This is a genomic window from Snodgrassella sp. CS2 (assembly GCF_050310315.1).
In the GTDB taxonomy this organism is placed as follows: Bacteria; Pseudomonadota; Gammaproteobacteria; order Burkholderiales; family Neisseriaceae; genus Snodgrassella; species Snodgrassella alvi_E.
The window spans coordinates 464,147-481,371 of sequence record NZ_JBNPBA010000001.1; the positions used below are offsets into that span (position 1 = coordinate 464,147).

The 17,225-nt window shown below is 42.3% G+C and carries 17 protein-coding genes; 9 read left to right on the forward strand and 8 right to left on the reverse strand.

Annotation, left to right across the window (positions count from 1 at the left end):
* Nucleotides 1-50: 50 nt before the first annotated feature.
* From recR to rpsF, 8 genes are all read right to left on the reverse strand, one after another.
* Nucleotides 51-656: a recombination mediator RecR gene (recR, locus tag ACQP6D_RS02240; protein WP_267408099.1), complete on the reverse strand. Its 606-nt coding sequence runs from the start codon at nucleotides 654-656 to the stop codon at nucleotides 51-53.
* A gap of 221 nt (nucleotides 657-877) precedes the next feature.
* A complete protein-coding gene (locus ACQP6D_RS02245) occupies nucleotides 878-1,219 on the reverse strand; it encodes a YbaB/EbfC family nucleoid-associated protein (protein ID WP_100139961.1) in 342 nt (113 codons plus the stop codon).
* A 55-nt stretch (nucleotides 1,220-1,274) separates the two neighbouring features.
* Complete coding sequence (dnaX, locus tag ACQP6D_RS02250; protein WP_427857323.1) at nucleotides 1,275-3,254, reverse strand: DNA polymerase III subunit gamma/tau; 1,980 nt, start codon at nucleotides 3,252-3,254, stop codon at nucleotides 1,275-1,277.
* 458 nt (nucleotides 3,255-3,712) lie between these two features.
* Nucleotides 3,713-4,789, reverse strand: coding sequence for a lytic murein transglycosylase B (mltB, locus tag ACQP6D_RS02255; protein WP_427857324.1), 1,077 nt, complete (start codon nucleotides 4,787-4,789; stop codon nucleotides 3,713-3,715).
* Between the two features lie 120 nt (nucleotides 4,790-4,909).
* On the reverse strand, nucleotides 4,910-5,365 hold the full coding sequence (gene rplI / locus ACQP6D_RS02260; RefSeq protein WP_100139958.1) for a 50S ribosomal protein L9: 456 nt from the start codon (nucleotides 5,363-5,365) through the stop codon (nucleotides 4,910-4,912).
* A 15-nt stretch (nucleotides 5,366-5,380) separates the two neighbouring features.
* Nucleotides 5,381-5,611, reverse strand: coding sequence for a 30S ribosomal protein S18 (gene rpsR / locus ACQP6D_RS02265; RefSeq protein WP_025330416.1), 231 nt, complete (start codon nucleotides 5,609-5,611; stop codon nucleotides 5,381-5,383).
* Between the two features lie 5 nt (nucleotides 5,612-5,616).
* Nucleotides 5,617-5,913, reverse strand: a complete 297-nt coding sequence (gene priB / locus ACQP6D_RS02270) for a primosomal replication protein N (protein WP_267408102.1) — start codon at nucleotides 5,911-5,913, stop codon at nucleotides 5,617-5,619.
* A gap of 19 nt (nucleotides 5,914-5,932) precedes the next feature.
* On the reverse strand, nucleotides 5,933-6,313 hold the full coding sequence (gene rpsF, locus ACQP6D_RS02275) for a 30S ribosomal protein S6 (protein ID WP_100139956.1): 381 nt from the start codon (nucleotides 6,311-6,313) through the stop codon (nucleotides 5,933-5,935).
* Between the two features lie 332 nt (nucleotides 6,314-6,645).
* On the opposite strand from rpsF, the gene ACQP6D_RS02280 reads away from it, so the two are divergent.
* The 9 genes from ACQP6D_RS02280 to cyoE all read left to right on the forward strand — a co-directional run bounded on the left by ACQP6D_RS02280 (nucleotide 6,646) and on the right by cyoE (nucleotide 17,147).
* Nucleotides 6,646-8,076, forward strand: a complete 1,431-nt coding sequence (locus ACQP6D_RS02280) for a mechanosensitive ion channel family protein (RefSeq protein WP_427857325.1) — start codon at nucleotides 6,646-6,648, stop codon at nucleotides 8,074-8,076.
* A complete protein-coding gene (nudB, locus tag ACQP6D_RS02285) occupies nucleotides 8,069-8,512 on the forward strand; it encodes a dihydroneopterin triphosphate diphosphatase (protein WP_427857326.1) in 444 nt (147 codons plus the stop codon). Before ACQP6D_RS02280 ends, nudB begins: the two co-directional genes overlap by 8 nt.
* Nucleotides 8,513-8,534: 22 nt before the next feature.
* Nucleotides 8,535-9,305, forward strand: coding sequence for an endonuclease/exonuclease/phosphatase family protein (locus ACQP6D_RS02290; protein WP_267390087.1), 771 nt, complete (start codon nucleotides 8,535-8,537; stop codon nucleotides 9,303-9,305).
* Nucleotides 9,306-10,375: 1,070 nt separating this feature from the next.
* Nucleotides 10,376-11,389, forward strand: coding sequence for a porphobilinogen synthase (hemB, locus tag ACQP6D_RS02295; protein ID WP_267390085.1), 1,014 nt, complete (start codon nucleotides 10,376-10,378; stop codon nucleotides 11,387-11,389).
* Between the two features lie 1,022 nt (nucleotides 11,390-12,411).
* Nucleotides 12,412-13,302 (forward strand): ubiquinol oxidase subunit II, encoded by an 891-nt coding sequence (cyoA, locus tag ACQP6D_RS02300; RefSeq protein ID WP_100139952.1) that lies wholly within the window; start codon nucleotides 12,412-12,414, stop codon nucleotides 13,300-13,302.
* A gap of 19 nt (nucleotides 13,303-13,321) precedes the next feature.
* Nucleotides 13,322-15,307: a cytochrome o ubiquinol oxidase subunit I gene (gene cyoB / locus ACQP6D_RS02305; RefSeq protein WP_100139951.1), complete on the forward strand. Its 1,986-nt coding sequence runs from the start codon at nucleotides 13,322-13,324 to the stop codon at nucleotides 15,305-15,307.
* The gene (locus ACQP6D_RS02310) at nucleotides 15,307-15,918 is read left to right on the forward strand and encodes a cytochrome o ubiquinol oxidase subunit III (protein ID WP_367421839.1); all 612 of its coding nucleotides are present in this window, start codon (nucleotides 15,307-15,309) and stop codon (nucleotides 15,916-15,918) included. Before cyoB ends, ACQP6D_RS02310 begins: the two co-directional genes overlap by 1 nt.
* The gene (cyoD, locus tag ACQP6D_RS02315) at nucleotides 15,915-16,247 is read left to right on the forward strand and encodes a cytochrome o ubiquinol oxidase subunit IV (RefSeq protein ID WP_100139949.1); all 333 of its coding nucleotides are present in this window, start codon (nucleotides 15,915-15,917) and stop codon (nucleotides 16,245-16,247) included. The genes ACQP6D_RS02310 and cyoD overlap by 4 nt, the downstream gene beginning before the upstream one ends.
* 9 nt (nucleotides 16,248-16,256) lie before the next feature.
* Complete coding sequence (cyoE, locus tag ACQP6D_RS02320; RefSeq protein ID WP_100139948.1) at nucleotides 16,257-17,147, forward strand: heme o synthase; 891 nt, start codon at nucleotides 16,257-16,259, stop codon at nucleotides 17,145-17,147.
* Nucleotides 17,148-17,225 lie beyond the last annotated feature (78 nt).

Here is a 17,225-nt window from a genome sequence, read left to right on the forward strand (position 1 = left end):
TACAACAAATAATAAGAAAAATACGAATCAAAAATTAATACTGCCAAAATTTATTTTATATTCCGTCGTTCATAGACAGCCTGCGCCAAGGTACCGGCATCGACATACTCCAGCTCTCCACCCAGAGGCATACCGCGAGCCAGCCGCGTAATTTTAGCTGGAAAATCCGTAAGCAACTGCGACAGGACATAAGCCGTAGCATCACCTTCAGCTGTAAAACTCGTAGCAATAATAATCTCTTCTACTTCATATTCCTGTAACCTTGTAACCAGCTTATCCAGCGCTATAGCCTGTAAATCTGCGCCCTGTGTCGGGTTTACCTGTCCCATCAGCACAAAATACAGCCCATCATGACAATTCGCTGATTCCATACTGGCTACATCCACTGGCATCTGCACAATCATCAGCCGCTTCGCGTCACGAGTTTTATCCGCACAGATGGCACACAATTCACCTTCGCAAAAAGTATTGCACAACCGACAATGATGCACCTGTAACAAAGCGGCCTGAATAGCAGCGACTAACTCCTCTGCACCAGCACGCTTATGCTGTAGTAATTCATAAGCCATACGCTGTGCCGTTTTAGGTCCCACATTCGGCAAGACTTTTAACGCATTGGTTAAACGGCTCAAAGCATCAGTGTTTTTTGTGCTCATTCTATTACTCATTAACACGCTGCTGAAGATTTAATTTATCAGCCAATATACAATTAGCGGCAACAGCCATTTGATTGATTTTATTTCAGATTTAAATCAATTACCGCATGGCAAAAGCTAAAAGGAAAAAGCCGCTGCAAACGCATGTTCAGCCAATTTATGCTATTTTTTAAGATAAAAGGAAGAGCAACTCATCCAAATCACCCTCCCTGTGTAATAAATTATTTAAAGAAATCACCCATACCAGCAGGCAGATTCATACCTTGCGTAAACTGCCCCATCCGTTCAGAAGAAGTGGCCTCAGCCTTACGCACTGCATCATTTACCGCAGCCGCAATCAAATCTTCTAGCATTTCTTTATCTTCAGCTGCATCGGCAAGCAGAGTGTCATCAATATGAATACGCTTAACCCCGTAATGACAATTCATGGTTACCTTAACCATTCCGGCTCCAGATTCACCTTCCACTTCCACATTAGCCAGTTCTGCCTGCGCTTTTTTCATGCGTTCCTGCATCTGCTGCGCCTGCTTCATCAAACCACCTAAACCTGCTTTTCCAAACATAGCAACTTCCTTTTACTTCAAATTTAAACGGAAAAAATTAAACCAAATATTGTAATTAATCTTCAGCCAGACGCAAGCTTTCAGGAATCCAACTTGCGTTAAAGGTATCCATTAGCATTTTTACCGCTGGCTGCGCTTCCAGAATCGATTGTGCCTGCTGCTGAGCTTCAGCATGCAGACGCTGTTGACGCATCTGCGGTGTTTCCAGCGTACTTTGTTCTTGCCAGCTGCAAGTCTGCAGCCGAATCGGCCGCTTATAAACTTCCGAAAGAGTTTCAGCTAACCGCGTTAATAATTCACGGTTAGCTGTCGGTTCTCCCTGCTCTGCAAGCGCAATCGTCAATTCACCAGTATGTTCTTCATAGGCAGCAACGGCAGAATGTTGGCTGAACAACTGTACAGCTCCAAGCCGGTGTGCCAGCAAAGTTAATATTTCTGGCCAGTTCTCAGCACTTAGAGGCGGAAAACTATTCTGAAGTATTTCCGGTTGTGTTTTATCAGCTTGATCAGCAGCTAAGCTGCCTGAGTCAACCTCCAACTGTGGAGTAGAAAACTGCTCAGACACATCAGGCTCATCAGAGGTTAACAAAGGCGGTGGCATAGAATTGTCATCAACTGCATCAGGCAAATCTGAAGGAACATCTTCCCACGGAGGTGGTAACCCCTCATCAGCCATTGCTGATCTATGAGCATTCACATCAGGTGGAACTGCCTGATAATCAATACCACTAGATGTTGCTGCTGGGGTGGTTTCCACGTGTGTAGCGGGCTCTGCCTGTACATTTTGCTCAGCATCAGTGCTCACCCCTTCGTTACCCGATATATCCGCAGATACTGGTGTCTCCACAGATTTAAAATATTGTCCTTCAGCAACCAGAAGATTACTATCCGGCGGATTTTGCAGTTGAGTGCCGCTAAGCTGACCATGCAGAAGTTGAGTATTTACTGCAGCAAGTGGTGTAAAAGCCAACATGCGCAGCAAAGTCATTACGAACCCAGCCTTCTCATCCGGTGCCAGAGGTAAATCCGCTTTACCTCGTAAAGCGCATTGATAGTAGAGTTGTATTTGCTCACCAGAAAACTGGCCGGCAAAGCGGGTTAAAGCCGCATATTCAGGTTCATCCGATGCAATGGCAGAAGGCACTGTTTGCAAAATAGTTAAACGTTGTAACAATAAAGCCAGCTCTGTCAGCGCACTGTCAAAACCCACTGCACAGCTAGCCATTTCTTCAGCCTTGGATAACAAAGCTTTTCCATCACCTGTAGCCAGCGCTTCCAGTAAAGCATACAAATAGCTTTTATCCACCGCGCCAATCATATTGCGCACATTTGCTTCGGTCACCTTGCCAGAACCAATTGCAATTGCCTGATCAAGCAAACTAAGCGCATCGCGCATGGAACCGGCAGCCGCTCTACCCAACAGCAGCAATGCCGCATCTTCATAATCAATCTGTTCCTGCTGTAATACATAAACCAGATGATCGTGCACCTGCGTGCTGTTCAAATTACGCAACACAAATTGGAGGCAGCGGCTCAATACTGTAATCGGTACTTTTTGTGGGTCGGTTGTAGCCAGAATAAACTTCACATGTTCGGGTGGTTCTTCCAGCGTTTTAAGCATGGCATTGAATGCACTTTTGGACAGCATATGCACTTCGTCAATAATATATACCTTATAGCGTCCCATCGTAGGTGCATACTGCGCGTTTTCCAGCACCTCACGGATATTATCAATCCCTGTATTAGAGGCCGCATCAATTTCCAGTACATCAACGAAGCGTCCAGCATCAATCTGACGGCATGAATCGCACTGATTACACGGTTCGCCATGTTCAACATGCAAACAATTGAGGCTTTTAGCCAGAATACGGGCGATGGTAGTTTTACCTACACCACGTGTTCCAGTCAGCATATACGCATGGTGCAAACGGCCTTTATCAAGCGCATTCACCAATGCCTTAACCACATGCTCCTGCCCCACTAAATCAGCAAACCTTTTCGGCCGCCATTTACGCGCCAATACTTGATAAGTCATAACCGTCCACAACCGCCAGCCACAGCAGAATCTATACTCAAAAAATGAAATTTTGTCTGTCAGAAATACACAGACAGGCACCACATTGTAACCAAAAACAACCTACAGTGGTTAGGATAAAAGACAGCAAAAAATCGTAGATAACAATAAGAAATCGTTTAGAAGAAATCGTATTAATAAGGCCTGTCAGAAAGAATTCAAGCATTATCAGCAAACGACTTTTTTACATTCTGTAATTCATTGCCATAAGAAGATTAAATACTAAATATGAAACATAATTTACTGCACCCATACCAGCTTTACATCAAACAACTCAGATCAATTTATACAACTGGAATAATGAGTTCAGCACATTTTTTCGTAGCTCTAGGTTTGGTACAAAATTCAGAAGGTAGCTTAGCTTATTCGCCAAGCCACCTAGCTCAGCAGTTAGCTTGGACAAAGTGACAAATTAAACATTATAAATTTGCATTAGCATCAGCCAGATTATTGGCAATCTGCCGCACCGCAGCTACATAATGCCGGCTGTGATTATATTGCCAGACCGTATAAAAATTATTTAGCCCAAACCAGTAATCATACACACCGGGTGATATTTCTAGCCGGTACAAAATACCCTTTTCCTGATTGCCTATCTGCGCCGGAATCACCACACCCAGTCGACGCAATTGCCCAGCAGTATATTTTAGGGAAGTTGGCTCATCAATAATCTGTAGTAATTGTGGCGTTGGCTGCATACTCACCTGTACCGCAATCGGTGCACCAGACTGCCAGCCATGTTGCTTCATATAATTGGCCACTGAAGCCAGCGTATCACCGGCATTGCGCCAGATATCCCTATGCCCGTCACCATCCCAATCTACAGCATATTGATGAAAACTGGATGGCATAAACTGCGGCATACCCATTGCTCCGGCAAAACTACCTTTGAAACTAAATGGATCCTGTTTTTCCTCATAAGCCAGCTGCAAAAATTCTGCCAGCTCGCGCTGAAAATAAGCTGCACGGCGCGGATAGTGATATCCAAGGGTAGTCAGCGCATCCGCCACACGATATGAACCCATACTCGCGCCATAATTGGTTTCAATACCCACTATTGCAACCAGTAATTGTGGCGTTACACCATAGCGTTTGGAAACCTCCTGAATCACAGCAGCATTATTCTGCCAAAAAGAGTTACCTGTACTGATACGCACATTATTTGCATTATTCTGAACAAAGGTATACCACGGTAGAGAGGTGCCCGGCTTATCCATGCCACGGATAATACTCGGGCGATAGCGTACTTGCCGAAAAAAATTCTCCAGTTGCTCGCGGCTGTAGTGACCACGTTTTATCTCATTATCAATAAAGCGGTTCACATCATTACGGCCTAGCAAATCTAAACCGCTATCGGTTAATGCAAACACTTTTTCATCAGCCTGTGTGGTTACAGTAGCCGTTACAACAGGTTTAATTGGTTTATTCTGCATAGATTGTGTGCTTTGGCAGGCCGCCAGCAATAAGGCTGCACCTGTAATCAGTAGGTATTTCATTATTATGGTTCCTAATATATGCTTTATGCACAGTCTAAACTATTTTTACCATCTATAACAAAAAAGCTGTCTGGAATAATCCAGACAGCTTACGCTTTCCTGATGTGTGGTCAGTTATACTTATTCAGCAGCAGCCACAACAGTTACCGTAATAGCAGCCACAGCATCACTGTGTAGCGCTACTTCGATTTCATATTCGCCAATGGCTTTTAACGGACCGTTAGGCAGACGTACATTAGCTTTCACTACTTCCACACCGACTGCTGCTTTAATGGCTTCTGCAATATCATGAGTAGTAACTGAACCAAACAAACGGCCGTCCACACCAGCTTTCTGAGCAACGCTGATTGTCTGACCATCCAGTTTCAGCTTGCGTGCTTCGGCGTCGGCCAATACTGCTGCTTGATGAGCTTCATACTCAGCGCGTTTTTCTTCAAATGCAGCCAGATTGGCAGCATTGGCACGCTGTGCTTTGCCCTGAGGAATCAGAAAATTACGGGCATAGCCGTTTTTTACATTAACTAGATCACCCAGATTACCCAGGCCACCGACTTTTTCTAACAAAATAATCTGCATAATAACTCTTCCTTATTATTTATGTTGATCGGTGTAAGGCAGTAAAGCCAGAAAACGGGCACGTTTTACCGCTGTAGATAGCTGACGCTGATAATGTGCTTTGGTTCCAGTAATACGAGCCGGAATGATTTTACCGTTTTCGGTAATAAAATCTTTTAACAAGTCAACTGCTTTATAATCAACCTGTTTGATACCTTCCGCAGTGAAGCGGCAAAATTTTCTACGTTTGAATGATTGACGAGCCATGTCGTTTAACCTTTATATTCGCGAATTTGTTGGATATGCAGTACCGGCCGAGAATGATAAATACCTTTTTGGCTCAGAAATCCATTGATTTCCACCATACTACCCGGCTGATACGGCCAGTGTGCAGCCAAATCACCTAATGCTTTTGCCTGAATTTCCATTTTCGCCAGAAACCGCTGTTGTAGCTCCATCTGCCACGATTCATGGGTAAGCCACATAGTCAATACCGGCAAACCAGCGGGGGTATAACGTAATTCATTCAGACTTTTAATCTGAGCACAAAGGCATAATTGATTCAGCAAACCAGCCTCAATAAATTAATCAGGCTTCAGCTTGCTCTGAAGTGGCTTCAGTGCTGTTACCTGCTAACAGATTCTTGGACTTCTCGTCTTTCATCATCGGAGAAGCTTCAGTTACTGCTGCGTCCATTTTCACAGTCAAATGACGCAGTACCGCATCATTAAAGCGGAACGCAGTCTCAATTTCGTCAATCACTTCTGGTGTAGTTTCAACGTTCATCAGCACATAGTGTGCTTTGTGAATTTTGTTGATCGGGTAAGCCAGCTGACGGCGACCCCAGTCTTCCAAACGGTGAATTTTACCGTTGGCATCAGTAATCATGGTTTTGTAACGCTCAACCATAGCACCGACCTGTTCGCTTTGATCCGGATGGACAATGAACACGATTTCATAATGACGCATGAATACTCCTTGTGGCTAATCAATCCCTTTACCATGCGAAGTGTAAAGGGCAAGGTTGGAAAACCAGCTATTATAAATATTTTTGCATACAGAATCAAATAATAGTCTGCCATCTCCACCCAAATATTGTGAATAACTGTTTTATATACAGACATACTATGAGATTTCTTTGTATCACTGTAGCCCAAAATGTCACTTTACTGTTCTTAAGTCACATCATTAACCCAAAACATTTCAGTAGCCATACTAAATTTTGATAACGACGGTTTACAGAACTCCACTAAAACGCCTACCATTAAGGTTATATTCAAATATTGTTTCTTTGCCCCACCATGAATAACTATTTCGACTCCATGTTTGCCCGCAAAGAATTTCTGGCACGCCTGATGGTACACAGCTTAAAAACCAGCAGTGGCTGGCTCGAACTTGCCTTTGCTGTGATAATTATGTTTGGTACGTACTGGCTAAGCTTGAAAATACTGGCCGTTATCAACCGACATACTCAGCAAAGAGAAATCAAATTTCCGGTTCTGCTTCATTTTATTACACGCTTATTATGGCCGGTATTACTGTTACTGTGTACCATCATTGCCATGGTTATCTGGCGCTTCAGTACCGGTGAATCTGTTCTGTGGCTACAGCTTACGGCCTTTACCGCACGCTGGCTGCTGATGATTCGTATTATCATGGCCGTATTGCACAACGCCATACCCAATAACCGCTTCAACGAACGCTATGAGCGGTCTCTTTCTACCTTTTTATGGGTATGCTTTCTGCTCTGGCTCACCAGTCTGGATACCTTTATTATTCGATTACTCAAATCACTGGCCTTGCCAATAGGTTCAACCAGCCTGAGTCTGTATACCGTCATTACCGGCAGCATTATTGTTGGCATCGCTATCATTATCGCAATGTGGCTATCGCGCATCACCGAACAGCATATACTTAAAGCAGAAAAACTTGATGTAAATCTGCGCTATGTGCTGGTGAAAATTGTTAAAACTCTGCTTGTGGTTGTGGCTGTACTGATTGCGCTTCCAATGGTAGGTATCAATCTCACTATTCTGTCTGTATTCGGTGGTGCATTGGGTGTTGGACTTGGTTTGGGTTTGCAAAAAATTGCCAGTAACTATGTATCTGGTTTTATCATTTTGGCAGACCATTCCGTGAGACCAGGCGACCGGCTGAATATCAATAATTTTACCGGTTATGTGACCAAAATAACCGCTCGTTTTGTGGTCTTGCGCAGCAGTGATGGTTCTGAAGCATTGATTCCTAACGATACCTTCGTTTCCAATACAGTAATCAATGATTCCTATTCCAGCAAAATCATGTCTAACAATCTTACCTTACAGGTTGCTTACAATACCGACCTGCCACAGGCACTTGAAATATTGAAAGAAGCAGCAGCCAAACAGGCACGAGTGTGCGACGACCCAAAACCAAATAGTTTTGTCACTGGGTTTGCCGATTCGGGTATCAATCTGTACGTTAATTACTGGATTCGCGATCCCGAAAATGGATTTATGAGCATTAACTCAGCCATTTTGCTGGAAATATGGAACCGTTTCAAAGAAGTAGGTATAGAATTTCCATTTCCGCAGCAGGAAATCCGCATACTTAACGATGCAAGCGATCCCATTACCTGTGACAGCATAACGCACCAAGTTACTACTGAAGAAGAACCATCTTTTTCTGAACCACTGCCAACTGCACTCAGCGTTTCTTCTTTTCATGCAGGCCAGCATAAACCTCATGAGTAGTCTTAACACCTATAAAATGCCGGTGTCTGTACTGGTGGTGGTTTATAACAACAACCACCAGATACTGCTACTTGAGCGCGCAGATAAACCCGGCTACTGGCAATCAGTCACTGGCAGTCAAGAAGCCGGAGAAACTCTGGAACAAACAGCCAGACGTGAACTGGCTGAAGAAACTGGTATTATTTCTACCGATATTGTCGACTGGCAGTTTTCAAGCGTGTTTGAAATTTATCCACATTGGCGGCATCGTTATGCATCGGGCGTAACACATAACACTGAACATGTTTTTTCGGTTTGTATAGACGCTTCTACTCCTATTAAACTATCACCACGCGAGCACCTGCGTTACCAATGGTGCCCTCTAGGGCAAGCTGCTGAGCAGGTTTTCTCACCTTCCAACCGTGCAGCACTTATCCAGTTGCCCCAACGCTGGTGATTCTATTTTTCCAACACCTTTCATGAACGCCATCACTATTGCCACTTACAATATTCATAAAGGCATGTCTGCACTAAACCAGAAAGTACAGCTGTTGCAAATGACTACAGCTTTACAGCAGCTTGCTCCAGATATCTTGTTTTTACAGGAAGTACAGGGATACAACAGCAAACGAGCAGACAATATTCCTGATTTTCCTCGCCAACCACATTACCAGATTCTCAGTGAACAACTGGACTATCACGTGAGCTACGGCCGCAATGCACGCTACAAATACCGCGATCATGGCAATGCTATCCTTAGCCGCCACCCCATGATCACTTGCCATAACCTGGATATTAGTGTCAATAAAATGGAACAGCGTGGACTGTTACACTGCGAAGTTCAGCTTCCACAATGGCAAATGCCATTAGTGTGTTTGTGTGCTCATCTCAATCTGCGCGAACCAGATCGTATTAAGCAGTATCAAACTATATATGATTATATTCAAAGTGAAATAGACCCTGCGAAGCCCTTGATTCTGGCCGGAGACTTCAACGACTGGCGCCAGCGTTCTTACAATACTCTTGACCCAAAACTGAATCTGCAAGATGCATTTTGTAATTACCACAACGCACCAAAAACTTTTCCTGCACGCTTACCCCTTTTAAGCCTCGATAGAATTTTCATCCGCCATTTAAAAGTACTGGCAGCCAAACCATTAACTGGTCAGCCTTGGCAGAAACTATCTGACCACCTGCCCTTGTTTGCCATCATTTCTCCTGAAAACGAAAAAAATTCATCAGCACACTAATCGTGCTGCTACAATTAATCAAAAACCATATAGAATAGCAAAAATAAACAAAGGGATAGATAATTAGTTAGTAACTATTTTGTTAACCTTAATACCTTAAATATCAGATTGAATTATGCTCGCTTTCTTTACAAGACAAATACTGAGCCTATTTTCATAATAGCTTTCAGCAGTTTCAGCAGCAAAGTTTTCTCATCATGTCTAATTAGCGAATTGCAAGATGCCAAACTGGTTTATGCAGACATCACAAAATATACTGAAGTTTGGCATCAACTCTTTGCTATTTTATTTTTTATTTCTTCTGGTAGTTTGTTTCTTTTTATATAAGATTCCAGAAAATTTTCAATTGCAAAACTCATAACACCGTATTTAAACTAAACCTGTTATTAAAAGATTTATCTTTCCAATTGTTTGGTTTTGTCTCGCACTCACTTAATTAAACAAGCATATTCATCCGAATATAATTTTCTCAGCCAGTTCCATCGCTATTTCGTTACCTGCAACCTTTAATTATTTGCACTTAGTGTAATGCTGGCTATGTGGCTATTTTAATCTAGACAATGATGCCAGATTTCTTTCACCATTATTAATAAAATTATTTTATATTAAAATTTAAATTTAACCATTCAAATTATGATGTTGAATATAGGCTTTGGTTTGCCATCCATAAAAATACAATCGGTAAATTTGCTGTCTTCAAATCATTAGAATTCATTGATAAATTTCACTCGGCATACATTGCGCCCATAACCTCACGCCAAACAATTAGATACAAGTTAGCTGAATGCATATTAAAAACAGTATCTAAGCAATCTATTGATAAATTAAAATTATAATTATTCAACTAATAACAATAGGCATTTACTCGTTCAATTATCAAACAAGCTTACATCCAATCCCAAAAATCAGAACCTATTTAGAACAATCAGGCGTCGAATAGACGATTAGAAGTACCCTGTAAAAAGGATTAAAATACCACACTCAATTTCACCAAACCTCACTGGCGGTGATATCAAACTCATTAATACTATTAACAGTATGCTGAGTAATAAAATAATAGGATAGCAATTATGAATTTTCCTCCCCGTATCATGCCAAACACCCGAATGCGAAGAATGCGGCATGATGATTTTTCACGCCGCATGATGCGTGAAACCATCCTAACAGCAAATGATTTTATTTTGCCGGTTTTCGTGCACGAAAAAAGCGGTCGCACTCCGGTCGACTGTATGCCCGGTGTTGAACGGTTATCCATTGATGAATTGTTAAAAGTTGCCGAACAAGCACTTGAACTTGGTGTACCAGTACTGGATTTGTTTGGCGTACCCAATCCAGAATGTAAAACAGCTGACGGACGTGCAGCATGGGATGAAAATGGTATTATCCAGCGGGCTATTCGCGCTTTAAAATCACGCTTTCCTGAATTGGGAGTGATGGCTGATCAGGCTCTTGATCCCTATACCACTCACGGGCAGGATGGATTACCAGATGCAAATGGCTATATTCAAAATGACGAAACAATAGAAGCTATTATAAAACAATCATTATCTCACGCCGACGCAGGTGCAGATATTCTTTCACCAAGTGATATGATGGATGGACGGATTGGTGCCGTACGTGAAGCTCTGGAAGAAAATGGTTTCATCCATACCCGCATTATGTCCTATGCTGCCAAATATGCCTCTGCTTTTTATGGTCCGTTTCGTAGTGCTGTAGGTAGTGCAGGAAATTTGGGTAAAGGGAATAAATATACTTACCAGATGGATCCCGCAAATAGCAATGAAGCACTTCATGAAGTCGCACTGGATATTGCTGAAGGTGCTGACATGGTAATGATTAAACCAGGTATGCCCTATCTGGACATCATACGAAGAGTTAAAGATGAATTTGCTGTACCTACTTATGCATATCAGGTTTCAGGCGAATACGCTATGCTTCAGGCTGCGATACAAAATGGCTGGCTAGATGCGGACAAGGTGATAATAGAAAGCTTACTGGCGTTTAAACGAGCTGGTGCTGATGGCATCCTGACCTATTTCGCACTAGATGCTGCTCAACGGCTCAAACAACAATCCAACGTTTAATTTTTCATTCATCATCAATCCCATAACGATTGCATAGAGCTGTCGTAACCGATCTTCCTTTATAGCTAAGGCCGGCAGCATCCATGCAATCCCAGAACAATCTAAACTCTACTTTTTTCCTCATATTCTGGCTGATCCAAACTACCCTAACACTTAAAATTTTTGATTAAAATTACAGCATCATTTACATACTTATTTAATAACTTTGAAACACTCGAATTTACTTTGCGCTATTACAATTTAATTTAAATAATTCTTGGCTCAGCTATAAAATGGCATGTTAATTGCTTTAATGAAAAATGAAATAAGTTAATCTCTATCCAACATTGATACATTAAAAAATTAAATAAAATAGACATCTACATCGATTAAAAACTTTATTTGCTTCGTATTTTAATTAATCTTATCAACCACATTCATCCTTAGCGATAAAATTACAACACAGCTAATTTTTTTATTACGAAACTATATTTATATAAATTTCCTTAAAATATAATTTGTTACCTTTTTTTATAGCTTATTTTCTATTTTGAAATACAATCAGCATATTCGATATGCGCAATTAAAATTATAAGAGAGCTTATTTTGATATAGATTAATTATTTCTAAGAAAACTAAATTGTAATTCATGTAAATATCATCTTCTTAGATAGCAGCAGGAAGAAAACCAATTTATAATTTTTAGTTATATATCAATTATTTATTCATATACCTAGTAAAGATATTTTCAATTCAGAAATGTAATCCAGTAGCAATAATTGTGTGTTAATAATTGTATTAATATATTAATGTAATTTTTAAGCTTTACCCATTTCTTCCCATGTCTATAAAAAAAATAAAAATAAATGTATGATTTTTATATAAAATAAAAACAGAAATAAAAACAAGAATAATACTTATTTAACATTCCTTAAATAACATATAGCCACAGGCAATATACAGTTTGCCAACATTGTCTTAAAATAGTAACTCCCGTTTTTTACAAACGTTAATCGTGTTTCCCGTAATGTTGAGGTCGTTACATGAAATTAAGTAAGCTCTCAGGGATAGTATTGACGATGCTGATCGGTTCGCTGTTGTTAAGCGGCTGTGATGCAGCTCTGCTAAACCCTAAAGGCCATATAGGTCAGGAAGAACGCACGCTGATACTGACAGCAATCTGCTTGATGTTGATAGTCGTAATTCCGGTGATTATTATGGCAATTCTCTTCTCTCTGAAATACAGAGAGGGAAGCAATGCCAAATATTCGCCGAAATGGGCGCATTCCAATAAACTCGAGGCCGTAGTTTGGGGCATTCCTATCCTGATTATTCTCATTCTGGGAACAATCACTTGGAAAACCACTCATTCTCTGGACCCGTATCGTCCGCTGGAAAGTGATAAAAAACCAGTAGTAATTGAAGTTATTTCATTAGACTGGAAATGGCTGTTTATTTATCCAGAACAGGGTATTGCTACAGTTAATGAAATCGCTTTTCCGAAAGACACACCGGTGGAATTCAGAATCACTTCCAATACAGTGATGAATTCATTCTTCATCCCCCAGCTGGGTAGTCAGATTTACGCTATGGCCGGTATGCAGACCAAGCTACATCTGGTAGCTGATACTGCCGGTGAATACAAAGGTATTTCATCCAGCTACAGCGGTGCCGGTTTCTCTGGTATGAAATTCACTGCCATTGCTACACCGGATGAAGCCAGCTTCAATCAATGGGTGGAAAAGGTGAAACAGTCGCCAAATACACTTAATGACATGGCTTCATTCAACAAACTGGCTGCGCCTAGCCAATTCCACAAAGTGGAATACTTCTCCAGCGCAAATCCGAGTTTGTACGGCAACGTGATTGCTAAATTTGCCAATCACAATATGCCGGCTACTCTACAGGCCAGTGCCGCCAGCAGTGCTGAGTAAGCTTGCGAGGAAATAAACAATGTTCGGAAAATTATCTTTAGATGCGATACCGTTCCATGAACCAATTGTCATGGTAACGATTACAGCCATCATCGTCATAGGTTTGGCGTTGGTGGGTGCAATTACGTATTTTCATAAATGGACCTATCTGTGGAAAGAATGGTTTACCACAGTTGACCACAAACGTATCGGTATCATGTACATCATTGTCGCAGTCGTGATGTTGGTACGTGGTTTCGCCGATGCTGTGATGATGCGTAGCCAGCAGGTACTTGCCTCGTCTGGTACCAGTGATGGCTTTCTGCCGCCACATCACTATGATCAGATTTTCACCGCCCACGGTGTAATCATGATTTTCTTTGTAGCGATGCCATTTGTTATTGGTTTGATGAACTTCGTCATTCCGTTGCAGCTAGGCGCGCGCGATGTGGCTTATCCATTCCTAAATAATCTGGGTTTCTGGTTTACTGCTGTCAGTGTGGTGCTGGTTAACCTGTCACTGGGTCTGGGCGAATTTGCCCAAACTGGCTGGCTGGCTTATCCACCGCTGTCTGGATTGGAATTCAGCCCTGGAGTTGGTGTAGATTACTGGATATGGAGTCTGCAGATATCAGGTATAGGTACTACGGTAAGTGCGGTTAACTTTATCGCTACCATACTGAAAATGCGTGCTCCTGGCATGACTATGATGAAAATGCCTATCTTTTGCTGGGCTTCTTTCTGTAGCAATATTCTGATTCTGACTTCTTTCCCGATTTTGACTGCATCTGTAGCGATGCTGACATTAGACCGTTACCTTGGCACCCACTTCTTTACCAATGAACTGGGCGGTAACATGATGATGTATATCAACCTGATTTGGGCATGGGGTCATCCAGAAGTTTATATTCTGATTCTGCCAATTTTCGGTGTGTATTCAGAAGTAACTGCTACATTCTCACGTAAAACCATGTTCGGCTATACCTCAATGGTATGGGCCACCGTGTGTATCACCATCTTGTCTTTCATCGTATGGCTGCACCACTTCTTTACCATGGGTTCTGGTGCCAACGTTAATGCGTTCTTTGGTATCGCCACTATGATTATTTCCATTCCGACTGGGGTGAAAATATTCAACTGGTTGTTTACTATGTATGAAGGCCGTATTTCTTTCCATGTCCCAATGCTGTGGACGGTAGGCTTTATTATTACTTTCTCCGTAGGTGGTATGACCGGCGTACTGTTAGCTGTACCAGGTGCCGACTTTGTACTGCATGGCAGTCTGTTTTTGGTAGCCCACTTCCATAACACTATTATCGGTGGTGTGGTATTCGGTCTGTTTGCAGCGCTCAACTACTGGTTCCCGAAAGCATTTGGCTTCAAGCTGAATGAAACATGGGGTAAACGCGCCTTCTGGTGTTGGTTTATCGGCTTCTTTGTTGCGTTTATGCCGTTATATGCACTGGGCTTCATGGGCATGACCCGTCGTTTGAGCCAGCACATTGACCCAGCTTTCCACACGCTGCTGTGCGTAGCTGCTGCTGGTGCTGCCATCATTGCTCTTGGTGTGGTATGCATGGTGATTCAGGTAGTGGTTTCCTGCATACATCGTAAAGAAAATCTAGATGTGACCGGCGACCCATGGGATGGCCGCACACTAGAATGGTCTACTTCTTCTCCAGTACCCTTCTACAATTTCGCTATTCAGCCTCAAGTTGAATCCCGTGATGCATTCTGGGACGAAAAGGAAAAAGGTATTGCGTATAAGAAACCAGCTAAATATGAAGAAATTCATATGCCGAAAAATACAGCTGCCGGTCTCGTTATCGGTGTATTCTCCCTGATTTTCGGTTTTGCCATGATTTGGCATATCTGGTGGATGGCCATCATTGGCTTCGCTGGCATGATTATTAGTCTCATTGCCAAGAGCTTCGACACCGACGTGGATTACTACGTACCGGTTGCTGAAATTGAAGCCATTGAAAGCAAACGTTTTAATGAATTAACTAAAGCAGGACTGAAATAATGTCAACTGAAACCTTGATTCACGGTAAGGCGCCTGAACACGCTCACCACGACAACGGTTCACTGAAGGTATTCGGGTTCTGGATTTACCTGATGAGTGACTTGATTTTGTTCTCTTGTCTGTTTGCCACCTATATCGTGCTCCTGCCGGGCACGGCTGGTGGCCCAAGCGGCAAAGACATTTTCGAGCTCCCTTTTGTGCTGGTAGAAACTTTTGCTCTGTTACTGAGTTCCATTACATACGGCTTTGCCGTACTGGCAATGAATCGCAATAATCAGAGTCAGGTTTTGTTGTGGCTGGTTATAACCTTTGTATTCGGTGCCTGCTTCATCGGGATGGAGCTGTATGAATTCCATCACCTGATTACACATGGTATGGGACCGGATCGCAGTGGATATCTGTCTGGCTTTTTTGCTCTGGTAGGTACCCATGGTCTGCACGTTACCGCCGGTCTGATCTGGATGGCAGTTCTGATGATTCAGGTTGCTTCGCGTGGTCTGACTAGTGTTAACCGTATGCGTATTAACTGCCTGAGCCTGTTCTGGCACTTTCTGGACATCGTGTGGATTTGCGTGTTCTCAATTGTATATCTGATGGGGGTAGCGTTATGAGTCAGTCAAACCATCAAGACCATATTCCACAACATGGCAGTGCTAAAAACTACGTCATTGGTTTTATCCTGTCGGTGGTATTAACTCTGATTCCGTTTCTGATGGTCATGAATCATGCAGCAGACAAGAAAACTTTGTTTGCGGTGATTGTGATTACAGCTGTATTACAGCTTATTGTTCAGTTGGTATGCTTCCTCCATTTGGGCAGTAATCCCGAAGAACGCTGGAATCTAATTTCATTTATTTTCACCGCAATTGTGATTGTATTGCTGGTAGGCCTTTCCATTTGGATTATGTGGAGCCTGAATGCAAACATGGTGTTAGGTTAAAGGCAGTTCATGATTAAGCCATACCTGCAAGTAACTAAACCAGGTATTATCGTCGGCAACCTGATTTCGGTTGTCGGCGGGTTTTTGCTGGCTTCCAAAGGCAGCATTAACGGTTTCCTGCTAATTCTTACTCTGCTGGGCGTGTCTCTGGTAGTAGCTTCTGGCTGTGCGTTCAATAACCTGATTGACCGTGATATCGATCCGAAGATGGAACGTACCAAGAATCGTGTTCTAGTACGAGGGCTCGCCTCTGCACGGGTGACCTTTGCATTAGCCACGATACTGGGTATTGCTGGGTTTATTGTGCTCTATTTTGGTGCTAACCCGTTGGCCATGTGGTTATCTGTAATGGGCTTTGTGGTTTATGTAGGGATTTATAGTCTCTATATGAAACGGCATTCTGTTTACGGTACCCTTATTGGCAGTCTGTCAGGTGCCGCACCTCCAGTGATTGGTTATTGTGCAGTAAGCAATAATTTTGATGCTGGTGCACTTATTCTGCTAGCGATTTTCAGTCTCTGGCAAATGCCACATTCCTACGCTATTGCGATTTATCGCTTTAAGGATTATCAGGCAGCCAATATTCCGGTTTTGCCAGTGGTAAAAGGTATTGCGGTAGCCAAACACCATATCACGTTTTATATCATTGCTTTTATGTTTGCGACACTGATGCTGTCTATAGGTGGTTATGCCGGATACAAATATCTGGTGGTGGCTGCTGCCGTCAGTGTATGGTGGCTGTGTATGGCACTATCTGGTTATAAAGCACAGAATAATGACCGTATATGGGCACGTAAACTGTTTGTATTTTCGATTATAGCTATCACTACCTTAAGCATTATGATGTCGGTAGATTTCATGACACCGGCTTCTCCTACTGTATTAAGCTTGGCTGGTTGATACCGTAAACATGAATACATAATAATACGCAAACCACCCCAACCTGCCTTTGTTTCTTTTACAATAGGCAGGTTTTTC

Bases quoted from the DNA above. Each gene is read 5' to 3' on its own strand.
- recR (WP_267408099.1), bottom strand. From the start codon at position 656: ATGAGCACAAAAAACACTGATGCTTTGAGCCGTTTAACCAATGCGTTA.
- mltB (WP_427857324.1), bottom strand. From the start codon at position 4,789: ATGAAATACCTACTGATTACAGGTGCAGCCTTATTGCTGGCGGCCTGC.
- ACQP6D_RS02280 (WP_427857325.1), top strand. From the start codon at position 6,646: ATGAATAACTATTTCGACTCCATGTTTGCCCGCAAAGAATTTCTGGCA.
- nudB (WP_427857326.1), top strand. From the start codon at position 8,069: ATGAGTAGTCTTAACACCTATAAAATGCCGGTGTCTGTACTGGTGGTG.
- rpsF (WP_100139956.1), bottom strand. From the start codon at position 6,313: ATGCGTCATTATGAAATCGTGTTCATTGTCCATCCGGATCAAAGCGAA.
- dnaX (WP_427857323.1), bottom strand. From the start codon at position 3,254: ATGACTTATCAAGTATTGGCGCGTAAATGGCGGCCGAAAAGGTTTGCT.
- ACQP6D_RS02310 (WP_367421839.1), top strand. From the start codon at position 15,307: ATGTCAACTGAAACCTTGATTCACGGTAAGGCGCCTGAACACGCTCAC.
- ACQP6D_RS02290 (WP_267390087.1), top strand. From the start codon at position 8,535: ATGAACGCCATCACTATTGCCACTTACAATATTCATAAAGGCATGTCT.
- cyoD (WP_100139949.1), top strand. From the start codon at position 15,915: ATGAGTCAGTCAAACCATCAAGACCATATTCCACAACATGGCAGTGCT.
- ACQP6D_RS02245 (WP_100139961.1), bottom strand. From the start codon at position 1,219: ATGTTTGGAAAAGCAGGTTTAGGTGGTTTGATGAAGCAGGCGCAGCAG.
- rpsR (WP_025330416.1), bottom strand. From the start codon at position 5,611: ATGGCTCGTCAATCATTCAAACGTAGAAAATTTTGCCGCTTCACTGCG.
- rplI (WP_100139958.1), bottom strand. From the start codon at position 5,365: ATGCAGATTATTTTGTTAGAAAAAGTCGGTGGCCTGGGTAATCTGGGT.
- cyoB (WP_100139951.1), top strand. From the start codon at position 13,322: ATGTTCGGAAAATTATCTTTAGATGCGATACCGTTCCATGAACCAATT.
- cyoE (WP_100139948.1), top strand. From the start codon at position 16,257: ATGATTAAGCCATACCTGCAAGTAACTAAACCAGGTATTATCGTCGGC.
- hemB (WP_267390085.1), top strand. From the start codon at position 10,376: ATGAATTTTCCTCCCCGTATCATGCCAAACACCCGAATGCGAAGAATG.
- cyoA (WP_100139952.1), top strand. From the start codon at position 12,412: ATGAAATTAAGTAAGCTCTCAGGGATAGTATTGACGATGCTGATCGGT.